Origin of the sequence: Clostridium sp. AF21-20LB (assembly GCF_003478795.1) — a bacterium.
GTDB classification, from domain to species: domain Bacteria; phylum Bacillota; class Clostridia; order Lachnospirales; family Lachnospiraceae; genus Otoolea; species Otoolea fessa.
Map to the genome: position 1 here is coordinate 22,457 of NZ_QUGD01000028.1, position 13,606 is coordinate 36,062.

At 47.1% G+C, this 13,606-nt stretch carries 8 protein-coding genes and 1 pseudogene; 1 reads left to right on the forward strand and 8 read right to left on the reverse strand.

The features are described from left to right. Positions 1–5: 5 nt before the first annotated feature. The 6 genes from DWX76_RS11930 to DWX76_RS11955 all read right to left on the reverse strand — a co-directional run bounded on the left by DWX76_RS11930 (position 6) and on the right by DWX76_RS11955 (position 8,745). A complete protein-coding gene (locus tag DWX76_RS11930) occupies positions 6–5,918 on the reverse strand; it encodes a ZmpA/ZmpB/ZmpC family metallo-endopeptidase-related protein (RefSeq protein ID WP_147353863.1) in 5,913 nt (1,970 codons plus the stop codon). A 35-nt stretch (positions 5,919–5,953) separates the two neighbouring features. Further along, positions 5,954–6,922: a hypothetical protein gene (locus DWX76_RS11935; protein ID WP_118570759.1), complete on the reverse strand. Its 969-nt coding sequence runs from the start codon at positions 6,920–6,922 to the stop codon at positions 5,954–5,956. Next, positions 6,915–7,160, reverse strand: a complete 246-nt coding sequence (locus DWX76_RS11940; protein WP_118293767.1) for a hypothetical protein — start codon at positions 7,158–7,160, stop codon at positions 6,915–6,917. Before DWX76_RS11940 ends, DWX76_RS11935 begins: the two co-directional genes overlap by 8 nt. A 231-nt stretch (positions 7,161–7,391) precedes the next feature. Continuing rightward, on the reverse strand, positions 7,392–8,060 hold the full coding sequence (locus DWX76_RS11945) for a TetR/AcrR family transcriptional regulator (protein ID WP_118570760.1): 669 nt from the start codon (positions 8,058–8,060) through the stop codon (positions 7,392–7,394). Between the two features lie 38 nt (positions 8,061–8,098). After that, complete coding sequence (locus DWX76_RS11950) at positions 8,099–8,338, reverse strand: RNA-binding S4 domain-containing protein (protein WP_022360641.1); 240 nt, start codon at positions 8,336–8,338, stop codon at positions 8,099–8,101. Between the two features lie 131 nt (positions 8,339–8,469). Continuing rightward, positions 8,470–8,745 (reverse strand): HU family DNA-binding protein, encoded by a 276-nt coding sequence (locus DWX76_RS11955; protein WP_022360642.1) that lies wholly within the window; start codon positions 8,743–8,745, stop codon positions 8,470–8,472. 595 nt (positions 8,746–9,340) lie between these two features. On the opposite strand from DWX76_RS11955, the gene DWX76_RS11960 reads away from it, so the two are divergent. Then, positions 9,341–10,669: a Na+/H+ antiporter NhaC family protein gene (locus tag DWX76_RS11960; RefSeq protein WP_118570761.1), complete on the forward strand. Its 1,329-nt coding sequence runs from the start codon at positions 9,341–9,343 to the stop codon at positions 10,667–10,669. 424 nt (positions 10,670–11,093) lie between these two features. Here the strand turns inward: DWX76_RS11960 and spoVT are convergent. Beyond that, a pseudogene (gene spoVT, locus DWX76_RS11965) lies at positions 11,094–11,641 on the reverse strand (stage V sporulation protein T). A 125-nt stretch (positions 11,642–11,766) separates the two neighbouring features. Continuing rightward, positions 11,767–13,155 (reverse strand): uracil-xanthine permease family protein, encoded by a 1,389-nt coding sequence (locus DWX76_RS11970; RefSeq protein ID WP_118523026.1) that lies wholly within the window; start codon positions 13,153–13,155, stop codon positions 11,767–11,769. Positions 13,156–13,606 lie beyond the last annotated feature (451 nt).

The following is a 13,606-nucleotide window of genomic DNA, read 5'->3' on the forward strand; positions in this document are numbered from 1 at the left end:
AATGATTATCTGGCCGGTTCCCAGACACCGTCTGCATTTACATAATAGCCGTCCGGTGTCCACTCAGCCATATAAAGGGAGCCGTATGGACGCCCTGCGCCCTCCATGTAAACCCAGGTTTTTAATGTTTCATCATACGCCCAGGTCGGCTGCGGTGCATACGGATTTAAGTATACATATCCTAAATCCGGAATCAGCTGCCACTCCGTCAGCATCTCTCCTGTTGCCGGATCCAGATAATACCATCTGCCGTCCTGCGGATCCAGATACCAGCCCGTCCGCATGCCTGTGTTTTCATCCACATAGTACCATTCGCCCGCGCTGTAATCATAGACCCAGCCCGTCCGGATATATCCGTCGGCTCCAAACGCCCACCATGCGCCCCGGAGCTGTTTCCACACAACCTGTTCAACCTGCCTGCCAGTCGCCGGATCCAGAACCAGGCTTCCGGACAGATACGTGCCATTTGACAGGCGGTAGCGCCATCCGGCACTCTCTTTTACCCATGTGCTGGTACTTCTGTCGCGGCTGGAAGTGGTCGTTCCCTGCGGATTGCCTGGGGTCGATGGATTCGGGTTCGACGGGTTGGGTTTCGTCGGATTGGACGGGTCAGACGATGCTTTCTTTGTCTGGACCGCGACCGCCTCGCTGGCTGCAGATGCCGTTGTATTGACGCCTTCTTTGAGTCTCACATAGAAATTGTAAGTCGTTTCCGGTGTCAGCCCGGTAAATACCGGTGAATCCTGCCATTCTCCCTGATCCACGCAGTATTCCAGTTCGTATCCCGCTGGAATCGCGGTTCCATCCACAAATGCAGACGGTGCTTCCAGGGTCACGCTGGTGTCTGTCCACGCTGCTGCCTGCGGTGCTTTCGGGGTCTTTGTTGCTATTTTTTTGATCGTCAGGCGCACTGTAATCGGATCACTCATATAACTTACGTTGCTGTCCGGGATCTTAATCTTACAGGAATACGTTCCCGCATTGGTCGGCGGTGTCGTGCTGGAATAAACGGTTCCGTTCACACCTTTATAGTACACCTCATACTGGCCCTGAAACTGTTCCGAAAGATCCTGTCCACCTATCGTTGCCTGAATTTCATCCCCAACAGACTTCGGCGTACCATCGTAATCAACCTCTTTATCCGTACCATTCAGTGTAACCTTATCTTTGTCCCCAAAATACACATGTGTCTCAATATTCTGCGCCGGCATCTGAAAGGATGCTGTCCATTTGCCGCCGGATTCGGTAAATTTCGGCGGGTAAATAACTACAAGTAAACCACCGCTGTATGTAAGGCAGGCATTCTTGTTCGGATTCTCCTTCATCCGTCTGACACCTTCATCTGTCAAGGTCGCCGTTACCTGCTCCCCGGCGTTTGCTGTAATCTTGTCCAGCTTATAATAAGAATTGCTTTCCGGCTTCTTCGTAATTGAAAATACTGCATTTGGATCATCCTTAACCTCGATATCCACAACTACCATACCCGGTTTCTCTAAGTATACATAGAGAGTCGGGAGACCGGTTGTATTATCTTTTTCGATGTAATAATCGCCGTTCTTTTTAAGTTCTGCTCTACTATTTACCTTTTTCGGTGTAACTGAACCTTTCTTATACAGCGACATTGATTTTATATTAAATTCTTTAAACAGCTTGCCATTGATAATCTTTGTTACTTCCAGAGAGCCAATATGATCCCCTCCACTCCACTCTTTGGTTTCAAAGGCTGCCGTCGTTCCCCAGGTACCCCATTCCTGTCCTACGAACCAGGTATACTGGGTTGCATTTAAGTTTACTGCATAAGAAACCTCCACCGAAGCATTTGAGCACGGCATTGTAAAATAATATACCGTTGGATCTTCAAAATTGCACAGAGTCGCATCCACCTTTGAACCATTTGCATCGGTAATTGTTACTTTGCTTACGATATCATCCCGATCCAGACCCGTAAATGCAAGGTAAACTTTTTCTCCGGCTTTCTGTGAAAATGTAAATGTACTAGTTTCACTACCTGTCGTAGAAATTGGATTTGTTCCCTTTTTTGCATCATCCATGGATGCATACGCTTTCACGACTGCATTCGGGGAGTTTATCGTATTCTCCCGTTCTACTGTAACGGTGTGTTCCGCCGTATCAACTGTCAGATTGCATACTGCCTCCTTGGAAGGATCCGCCACGCTGGTGGCTGTGATCGTATAGGTTCCCGCTTTTGCCACATCCGCAGCAGTTACCCGTCCGTCCTCTACCTTGACTGCCGGATCACTGCTTTTCCATTCCACATCTCTGGACGCTCCGTTTGCCACATCGACGGTCGCAGTGAGCTGGACGCTTCCTCTCGGGTAAATCGTCTCATTGGTCTTATCCAGCGTAATTCCGGTAACCGAAGGTGTCAGATCCAGCGTCAGATCCGGACGTAAAGTCTGGTTTTTCAGAATCGGGAAAGCATACTCGCCGGTTGAATCCATCGTCCAGGTAGAATCAAAATTCCAGCCCAGCTTTTTATAAAATTCCGGATCTTTCAGGTCTTCCGCCGTTGCGTCCGCTCCATATAGCTTGTCTGCCCCCATCGTATCTGGATCCGGGGTCAAAATCGTTCCATCTGATTTTCTCGCAACTGTGCCGGCAAAGCCGTAGTTATCCCGGCAGCTTCCCGTTGTTCCGCCAATCCGGTTGAGCGATCGCATCTCCGGGAAAATGCTGACACAAGAGGAAATCGAACCGTTGGCGGAAATGCCTGCCACGGATGCGCCAATGGGATTTTTTGTCAGGGCTTCGCCTGCCGCGTAGCTGTGGGAGATCTTTACTTTACTGTCATTTCCGCATCCTACCAGTCCGCCAATAGAATTTCCCGCTTCAACGTCCATATCCACAACTGCATAGCTGTTGTCAATTGTTGTACTTCCACCGGTCCAACCGACCAAACCACCTGCAAAGCCACTGCTGGCGGTTCCCTTGATTTCAGCATCTGCATAGCAGGACTTAATATTTACCGAATAATTATACTTCCCCCTTACATTTCCAATCAAACCACCTGCCGATTCAATCTTATTCGTTCCATCTGCAGTTTCGATTGTTCCACTGACGTAACAATTTTCTACCGTCAGAGAACCATATACATCACCAACCAGGATGCCGACTCTCGCCCCATCGCGGGAAGCTTTAACCACCGCATTTTCTATGGTCAGATTCTTAATTTCACAATTCGAAGAAATTGCTCGAAACAATCCCACATAAACTTCGCCGACCGCATTCAAGCCTCGAATCATATGTCCGCATCCATCAAATTCAGCTCCGGCATTAGGAATCGAAGTAAACTCGTGACCGCCCATATCAATATCGCACATCAGTTTCGCTTTCCAGTTTGAAATCTTCGTATCTCTAAAATACGCAAGCTCTGCCCCTGTACTAATTTGATAATAACCATGTTCGTCTTTGGTCGGTTCCACAGCCGTTATTCCATCCCACTGATCCTGCACCCATACCGCCTTAAATGCTACATTTCTATTTGGCATTGTATAATCTGCACCGCTGGCATATGTAGTACTTCCGTCACTCCAGCCTTTAAAATTCATGCCATATACCTTAAAGGTATTCTCCGGAAGCGTAATCACAGTTCCGGCTGCGGCATTTCCCAGGGTCGGCGCATCTCCCTGTGAATCCTGGCGTCCGGATGCAAAGGTAATTGCATACTTCGCCGCGATTGGAAGATTTATTTCGATTGTTTCTGTTGACGCGCCCTCAGAGGTATCGCTCAAAACAATCATTCCCGTGATACTTCCGTTTTGTCCCGGTTCTTTGCCATCCGTTGCTGGTGTTAGATGGAACCCTTCTTCAGCGGACCAGTCCGCATGAATTTTTTGATTTGTGATAACGTTCTGTACAACCTGCAAAATTTCTTCCGCTGTTGTCCCATTTGTCACCGTCATCGCCTGCAGCGCTGCCTGTGCCGCTGTTTTGACATTCTCTAAGGTCTGCTCGGAAAATACATAGGTTCCACTCGTCGCCTCCTCGCTGTCACCATAGGTTGAACCATCTCCCGTTGCCCGGACTCCAAACGTATAGATTCCGCTCTCTGCAATCTGGGCGGTAAAATCGTAACCGGTTTCACCCGCCCCAAGTGTAACCGGAACCCCCAGTGCTGAACCATCCTTATAGAGCTGTACTTTATAGCCCGATGCATACGCAACCGAACTCCAGACGGCCTTTCCTTTTACTGTCTCATCCCATTTGACATCCGCAGGCGCCGCAAGCTGAACAAGATTCACCTTTTTTTTCAGCACAATTGAACCAATCGAACTTCCCTTGTAATGGACATATAAGGTTATTTTATTCGTATTGCCAAGATTCAGCGATTTAGCAAATTGAATCTTTATACCGCTTTCATTTTCTGTATTGTCCACTCCAAGAATTGTAACTCCGTCATACTCCGTTCCATCTTCCTCGGATGAAAGTTTAAAATCCCCCGCCTGTAAATCTTCATTTCCGGTATACGTAAGCGCAATTTTTCCATCTGCCGTGACAGTGTCCGCATCGGTTGTCTGGAAAGTTCCTGTCACAGTTTGTCCCGAAAGCATGGAAACCGGGTTTGTTTCCATGGTGAAATTAAGAGCTTCTAAATCGGCATCCGAAATCGTAACTGTTGTCCTAACCGTAATATATCCGGTCTTTTTGATCGTTACGTCATAGTCTCCATTGGCAAGATCTATGCTAAAGGTTCCATCTGAACCTGTTGTCGCCTTTTTCTCGCTGCTGCCCTTCTTAAAAGTAATCTCTGCGCCTGCGATTCCGGTTTCTCCAGACTTTACTGAGCCTGTTTTTGTCTCGGTTGCCTCAAGATACTCTGGTATGTCTGCGCCGGAGAATATAATTACTTCTTTATTATCTCTTTGCATCTTTAGCGTCGGAAGCTGATTAGCGGCAAATTCCCAGTTTTCCGCATCACTTCCCCAGCCAATCGTGTTTTTCCAGAAATTGGTTGTTAAAAGGTCTGGTTTGAAAACACTCTCGCCACGATGCAACTCTGGCCATTTTCTATCTTTATCATTCTCTTTATCAAGAAGGGTTTCACCACATTTAACCCTCATACCCTGATAGGCGAAATTTCGTCCACCAACTACATGAACTTGATAATCACCGAAATAGCCAAAAATTCTATCTACATAGTATTGCGAACTGTTTGTGGAAATCTCTTCTTGCAATGCTGCGCTCTTATTAATTGTAACTGTTTTTCCTTGTCCACCAACTAATCCACCTGCACCGCGACCTGAATTTGTCGAAACACTTCCCATTGCAATACAGTTCATAATATTCAACTGCGTGCCATTTTTCACTTTAACCGAACCAACCAAGCCTCCAGCTAAAGACTCCCTATTATTATTATCTTTGTTTTCAATCTCTGCATTAACAATACAATTTTGAATTTCCAGCGTCCCCGACTGAACCTGTCCAATTAATCCACCTGCGGCACAATTTCCTGTAGTAGCAAGACTGCCACTGATATAACAATTTTCAATCTGCGAATCAGCACCTACAGTTCTCGCAATCGCTCCTACATGCTTTCCATCTCCCGTAATGGTCACATTGGACAAAATCAAATTTTTAACAGTTCCCGCCAAAACATTAAACAACGGCTGCGAAATTCCACTCAGCTCATATCCATTACCATCTAAACCAGCCGTTAGTGTTCTTGACTCCCACGACTCACCGCTTAGATCGATATCAGCCCCCAATCTAATATATTTACTTACACCAGAGGATTGATTTCCATTATATTGATTCTTTTGGTTTTCACCCATAACAGTAAACCACTGTTTTACATTACAAATCACATAGGGATACTCTTTCGTACCTTTTCCCGTGATTCCTTCATCTGCATACAACGCAATCCCCGCGTCTCCCACCTGCACATGGATCTCCGGCAAAGCAGTGTCTTCCGGTATCTCTTCGCTTTCCGGAATCACCGGAATATAGGTATAGATCGCCCCATTGTATTCTTCATTGGCTTTATCGTAGCCTCCCAGGTCTTTTCTTCAGTTTCTTCTGGTTCACCGTCCTCATCGAAGCGGTCAAAATAGTCCTCCGGTGCCAGTCCGCCCCGAAATTCAGAATAGTCGCTGTTTTCTGCATCCAGTTTCCACGTGATACCCGACAAAGTCCGCTCGGTGGTTTCTTCTCCCATCGTCTCACGCACGGTAAGAGTCTCCGGGAACTGGATATCGGATTCTTTGCTTCCAAGCGGGAGAATCTGATCGGTGATCGATTCTTCCAACGGTACAAATTCCAGCGTTGTTTTCACCTGCTCTTCTTCCAGGACCGTGATCTGGATCACCGGAAGTTCGTCCTCATCTACCTCATAATTGCTGCTTTTCAGCTCTGCACGGAACAGGTAGATGCCCGGATTTTCCCCATCATAACGGGATGCCTGGCTCTCTTCTTCATCCAGAACCCAGCGCACCCTTACTTTTCGCCAGAAACCTTCCTTTTCGTCAATCTCTTCCTCGGTTTTCTCATCCGTCTTGACATCTTCCTTCGATTCATCCGTTTTTCCATTCGAAGAATCGGCATCTTCATTCAAATCTGCATTTCCACCCGAAGAACCGGAATCTGTCTTACCGGAATCGTCTTTCTCATCGGATTCACCGTTCCCCGGATTTGCATTTTCATCCTGAGAGTCCCCATTTTCCGCCGAATTTCCATCTTTCCCAGAATCTCCCTGTTCACCTGAACCGGATTCCGCTTTCTCTAAGCCCTCTCCACCTTCGCTTTTGTCTTTGCTATTCTCTCCGGCATCTTTTCCTTCGGTATCTTTTCCTTCGGTATCTTCTTTTTCTCCATTCTCTTCACTGTCCGTCTTTTCCAGCACGGCATCATCATTTGTGCGGTTGGCAAACGCTGCTACATTCTCATCGCTCCCTGCGTCAGGCACATCTTCGGTTTGCCCCCCCCCCGCTGACAAAAACGTCTATGCTGTCCGGCATCTCCAGATCCTGATACCGGGTGCCATAGGGAACTTTCTGATACAGAACCTGTTCCGATAAACTCTCGATCTCCCTGATCTGATAAAAATTCGTGTTCGCATAAACTCTAGGCACAGAGCCATATGAACTGCACGTTATCACTACCACCATTCCTGCTGCCAGGATTCTTCTTTTTCTCCTTCTCATACGCTTTTTCCTCTCATTCTCGAAATGTTGATTATCCGTCATAAAGTGTGTATACACAAATGAGTCGTCACTATATTTATATTATAATAATCAACTCTCACAAATTCAAGACAGAATCTGTTCTTTTAAGCGCATAAAGAAAAACGAGACGACCGAAGTCGTCTCGTAAAAGTCTAACTTTGAGGGGGCATCTCATTCTCTTGACTTCTTTTTTTATTTCCCTTCTTTATATCATTGTTTTCCCAGGTTCTCCGGGGTTCTGCACCATGTCAGGAGCATTCCTTTTAAAAATTCCAGTTCCTGCGTGTGGTCTTCCTTGTGATCGTCCGCCCACACAATTCCCTGTGCATAGCGCTCAGCCACCGCCAGCATCGCAATCGCAACGCTTGTAAATAACTGCTGCTCCGGGATATCGGTCCGGATGCTTTTATCGCTCCTCGCCTGCTCATAGAACTTATGATACAGCGCTCCTGCCGGCTTCAAAACATCCAGATGTTCAGCCAGCGCTTCCCCCTTGACTTTCTCCCGGGAGATAAAGTTTTTATAGTTATTACTGAACCGGAGCATTTCCGGTCGTTCCCGGTAAATCCGGATGATCTGGTCCGTATAAAACTCAATGTACTGATACGCCGTAAATGATTCAAATATCTCCGGTCCCTTTTCTTCCAGAATCTCCTTCCAGAGATCGCCCCAGATTTTTCCGCTGATCGCTATCACAAGCTTGACCTTCGTCTGATAATAGTTATATAGGGTCGCAACGCCCACTTCCGCAGCGTCCGCCACCCTCTGTAAACTGACATTCTCGATCCCATATTGCGAAAACAGCCTGAATCCAGCTTCCATCAGCTGTTCTTTCCGGCGCATCGCCTCTTTTTCATCCCGCTCTATATTTCTTGGCATTTCGTCCTCCGCGCCTTTTACTGACGTCTCTTGGATTTTTACAGGTATTCAAACATTTCTTTGGCATCTTCCTTGCGGATGGTCTCCTGTACGCTTGTAACGCGGACCTTCACCGATTTATTGCCGAAAGCAATTTCAATCACATCCCCAACCTTAACCTCTGCACTGGCTCTTGCCACTTTATCATTCAGCATCACTCGTCCGCTGTCACAGGCTTCATTCGCCACGGTTCTTCTCTTGATGATGCGGGATACCTTCAAATACTTGTCTAATCTCATATCTTCCCTTTCCATAACCCTTGCAGGGCATTTTCATCATAGCGGATTTCCCTCAATCCCCATAATATCAAAAGCCCTCCATGATGTATCATCACGAAGGGCTGTCCGTCACACATATCTGACTGAGATAATTATGCGTTTACCATATCCTTTAATGCTTTACCAGCTTTGAACTTCGGAGTCTTGGAAGCTGCGATCGGCATGGTCTCGCCGGTCTTCGGGTTTCTTCCCTCTCTAGCTGCTCTCTCAGCTACCTCAAAAGTACCAAAGCCAACCAGCTGAATCTTTCCGCCCTTAACCAGTTCCTCGGATACTGCATCTGTGAAAGCCTTGATTGCCTTCTCTGCATCTTTCTTGGAAAGCTCTGCTTTCTCAGCTACAACTGCGATTAATTCTGTCTTGTTCATCGTATATTCCTCCTAGCTTATATCTTTGCACATGAATCCTCTTAGTTTTCTTCGTACATGCCCGCAAATCTTACTTTACATTTATATACATTTCTCCTTGCTTTGTCAAGGTTTTTTGCACTTTTCCTCACATTCCGAACCGACAATCGTTACGACTCGCAAATAGGAATTTTCTAAACTGAAAATTCCGTACGATGCCGTTTAGGCAGCAGATTTTTCCGATTTTAAATGCGAAGCATCGCCAAAATCATAGTGTGAAGCACACGCAAGCACTTCACACTGTGATTTTTTGGTGAAAACCCGTGTAGTATCTGTGAAATCCCTTGTGCTTTTATCACATTTCCGATCATGTTTTCTATCTTTTTTGCATGCTTTTCTCCATCTTTCAGAATATCGTTTTTACAGGCTTTCGTCAACCTTTTCGTTACAGTTACACTGTCTTCTTTACTTGCCTGAACCCCATTCTTATGGTAAGATCAAATAATGTACTTCAACGCCTTATAGTGCCAAAACCACGCTGCTGTCTGCATTTCCTGCAGCCAGCTGCAAATATCCGGCCTATTACGGCAAACATATAGAAAGGCTGAAAATTATTATGAAAAAGCAAAAACTATCTTCCCTTCTGCCTATCGCTGTATTTCTGATCTTTTATCTGGGGCTAGGAATCTGGTCAGAATATATCATGAAGATCCCGATGGGCTTTTACAACATTCCGATTGTTGTCGCATTTATGCTTGCGATCCTGACGGCCTGTTTCCAGAACCATTCTCTTTCCTTTGACCGGAAACTGGAGCTGATGGGGCAAGGCATCGGAGATAAGAACATCATCACCATGCTTCTCATCTTCCTGACAGCCGGAACCTTTGTCGGTGTCGTAGGACGAAGCAGTGCTGAAAGCGTTGCTTATCTGATGCTGTCTCTTATCCCGGCCCGTTTTTCCGTTGCTGTTCTCTTTGTGGTAGCGTGCTTTGTCTCTACTTCCATGGGAACCTCCGTTGGAACCATCACCCTGATTGTTCCGATTGCCACTGCCGTATCTGAGACCTCTGGTTTCTCTCTGGCCCTTTGCGTCGCATCTGTCATCGGCGGTGCCATGTTTGGAGATAATCTCTCTTTCATCTCCGATACAACCATCGCAGCCTGCAACGGTCAGGGATGTGCTATGAAGGATAAATTCCGTGAGAACTTCGGCATCGCACTTCCGGCTGCCATCGCTTCCCTGGCACTTATCCTGGTCGTTTCCTTCCATCAGGATCCGGGAGCTGCCATCATAAAACCATACAACCTGATTCAGCTGATCCCCTATCTTCTGGTATTAGCAGGCGGCATTGCCGGTATTCAGGTATTTGTCGTTCTGTTAGTCGGAATCGTATCCGGTGCCATCATTATGCTGGGCTCCGGCCAGACTACTCCCTGGGAAATGCTTACCAACATGGGTTCCGGCACTTCCGGCATGTTTGAGACCAGTATGGTTGCCATCTTAGTTGCAGCTATGTGTGCACTGATCCGTGAAAACGGTGGCTTCGACGTTCTTCTTAACGTTATTCATCGCATCTTCCGTGGAAAACGCGGCGGTCAGTTTGGTGTCGGCCTTTTAGTTACCCTGCTGGATATCGCAACTGCCAATAACACAGTAGCTATCGTTATGGCCAACCCTATTGCAAAGGAAATTTCTGAAGATTATGGCATCAGTGCCAGAAAGACAGCCTCCCTTCTGGATACCTTTTCCTGTATCTCCCAGGGAATCCTGCCTTACGGTGCTCAGATGCTGGTAGCATTATCGGCGGTTCATGAGCTGGGCTATGAACTGTCTGCCTTTGAGGTCATGCCGCTTCTGTTCTACCCAAGCATGCTGTTTATCAGTTCTTTAATCTGTATCTTTCTGCTTCCAGAGCGCGGAGACCGTGTCAAAGCAAAAAAATAACAGCGGAACCCTTTCCACTGCACACATAAACGCATTGAGGCATAAAGAAGAGCTGTCCGACTTTCTCGTCATCAGACAGCTCTTTTATGAAATATCTCAAAATTTCACTATATAACCTCTCTTTCTTAATTTTAACAAAAAAAGGGGCGTGTTCACAATTTATTTACTCATGCGTTTGTCGTGCGCCTTGCTGTGCTTTTTCTGTGAAAAATCATGGAGTATCTGTGAACTCCCTTGCGCTTTCGTCTGTTTTTCGATATATCTGTTATATCAAATACCAGTTTTTATCAAATACAGGACTATCAAAAACAGGATCGATGGACAACCGCCCAGGAGTTTTATCTCTCTTTACGTTTTCCATCGATCCCGTCTTCTTTTTTCTCTCACCGCCTGTTTCCAGGCAGATTTATCTCATTTATCTTTTTTATCCTTCCATCTGACGTCCCAGAAATCCGGCTGCCGTCGCCGCCAACTTCATCTCCGCCCCTCCAAGCGCCTGCTTTGCCTCCCGGCTGAGGAGAATCACCGCCCCGATCGCATCGCCCTCGCTCAAAATCGGCACAATCACCTCGGCGCTGCTCTCCTCCATCTCATCTGAGGTAATCGGGATAAATGCTTTTTCTCCCCGCGCCGCACAGATATTCTGACGTTCAGAGACTGCCAGCTCCAGCGCCCGGCTGATCGTCTTCTGGTAATATTCCTTCTTTGGTCCCCCGGATACCGCGATGATCTGATCCCGGTCCGCGATGCAGACCATCAGCCCCGTGGACTGCGCCATCGCCTCCGCGTACTGCACGGCAAATGCCGCCAGCTCCACCATCGGTGAATATTTTTTCAATATAATCTCGCCTTCGCGGTCCGTGAATATCTCAAGCGGCGTCCCTTCCCGAGGCGCAGCGTCCGGCGTATCTCTTTCGGGATGACAACGCGCCCCAGATCATCGATTCTTCTCACAATTCCTGTAGCTTTCATGATTCTTCCTCCTGCATACCACGTTTTCCATATCGTGTGTCTTATGGGTAGTATGTGGAAATGCAGGCGGATTATACATCTGAAATGGTTCGTCCTAATTTTAGAACTGAAAATTTTTATGTTTTTTATTCCTGCCGTTTCTTCGGATTCGGATTGATCGCCACACCGCGGTTGATGTCGCCCTGTAAATTCTTGCCGAACTGGTAATCATTACCCGGAAGAATCACGTTGAGCAGAACGCCCGCAATCGCTGCGATCGCAAGACCTGTCAGAGTAACCGAAGTTCCTGCCGCCTCAAAGGTCAGGCCGTCGGAGAATCCCAGCCCGCAGACCAGAATCACCGCAGCGATTACCAGGTTCCGGGATTTGGTTAAATCCACCTGGTTTTCGACCACGTTGCGGACACCGATCGCGGAGATCATACCGTATAGCATGAAACTAACGCCGCCGATGATTGCAGACGGCATCGAACCGATGACTTCTGCCATCTTCGGAATAAAGCTCAGAATCACAGCAAAGACAGCTGCAATCCGGATGACACGCGGGTCATGGACACGGCTTAATTCCAGGACGCCCGTATTTTCGCCGTAAGTCGTATTGGCAGGACCGCCAACGAGTGCCGACAGAGATGTTGCGATACCATCGCCGACCAGCGTCCGGTGCAGTCCCGGATCCGCAAGGAAATTTTCTCCGACCGTCGCGGAGATCGCCGACATATCGCCGATATGTTCCATCATCGTCGCAAGCGCAATCGGCGCCATTACCATGACCGCCGTCGGGTCAAATTTGCACAGCTGGAACGGAGGAAGTCCGACCCAGGAAGCCGTCGCTACCTCTGAGAAATTCAGGATCGCACTTCCGTCCGGGTTTGTCATTCCCATCATCTGGAAGACTGCTGCCGCTGCATAGGAGATCACAACGCCCATCAGAATCGGAATGATCTTGAACATTCCCTTGCCCCAGATATTAAAAACGATGATGGTTCCCAGCGCGATCAACGCAATCAGCCAGTTTGTCGATGCGTTGGCGATCGCGGACGGCGCCAGTGAAAGACCGATACAGATAATGATCGGACCTGTCACAACCGGCGGCAGATAGTGCATGACGCGCTCCACGCCTGCCAGCTTGATGATCAGCGCCAGAATCAGGTACAGTGCACCCGCTACCACGATACCGCCGCAGGCATATGGCAATTTCTCGCCCATCGTCATATCTGCAAAAATACCGCTGTCCAAGTTTGCCACCGTCGCAAATCCACCGAGGAATGCGAATGAGGAACCGAGGAACGCCGGGACTTTTAACTTAGAGCAGGCATGGAAAAACAGTGTTCCCAGACCCGCGCACATCAGCGTTACCTGAATTGAAAGTCCCTCTCCCTCAAAATAGGTATTGACCAGAATCGGCACCAAGATCGTCGCGCCGAACATCGCGAACATATGCTGCAAACCTAAAAGCAGCATCTTCGGCAGTCCCAGTGTTCTGGCGTCTTTAATGACCATGTCGTTTTCATTCATTTTAGATAGATACCTCCAACAATTCCCTACATTTTATAATGTACATAATTTTCATTTTCCAGAATATCCTTTTTGACTTCATTCGTCAACCTTTCTGCCGCGCTTGCTTCGATTTTCTGTAAACAAAACAAAGAATGTGCCTTTTTGTGTAATGGGGAATTCCAAGGAATTTCCTATTGCACAAAAAAAGAGCTGTCCGACTTTCTCGTCATCAGACAGCTCTTTTATGAAATATCCCGAAGTTTCACTATATAACCTCTCTTTCTTTTATATTTTGTTTTAAATGTGCTATGGACCTCTTCCTTTCATATGAATCTCCTCCTTTGATTACATGTATCTATGTAAACTCTTTTAGAGATTGTATGATGATGGATTCCATCGATACCGATTTTTATCTTTTTTATTTATTGGATAAATTCGGTTTTTAAAACCATGATCATGTTTTTTAGTA

Bases quoted from the DNA above. Each gene is read 5' to 3' on its own strand.
- DWX76_RS11940 (WP_118293767.1), bottom strand. From the start codon at position 7,160: ATGAGAAGGAGAAAAAGAAGAATCCTGGCAGCAGGAATGGTGGTAGTG.
- DWX76_RS11945 (WP_118570760.1), bottom strand. From the start codon at position 8,060: ATGCCAAGAAATATAGAGCGGGATGAAAAAGAGGCGATGCGCCGGAAA.
- DWX76_RS11950 (WP_022360641.1), bottom strand. From the start codon at position 8,338: ATGAGATTAGACAAGTATTTGAAGGTATCCCGCATCATCAAGAGAAGA.
- DWX76_RS11955 (WP_022360642.1), bottom strand. From the start codon at position 8,745: ATGAACAAGACAGAATTAATCGCAGTTGTAGCTGAGAAAGCAGAGCTT.
- DWX76_RS11960 (WP_118570761.1), top strand. From the start codon at position 9,341: ATGAAAAAGCAAAAACTATCTTCCCTTCTGCCTATCGCTGTATTTCTG.
- DWX76_RS11970 (WP_118523026.1), bottom strand. From the start codon at position 13,155: ATGAATGAAAACGACATGGTCATTAAAGACGCCAGAACACTGGGACTG.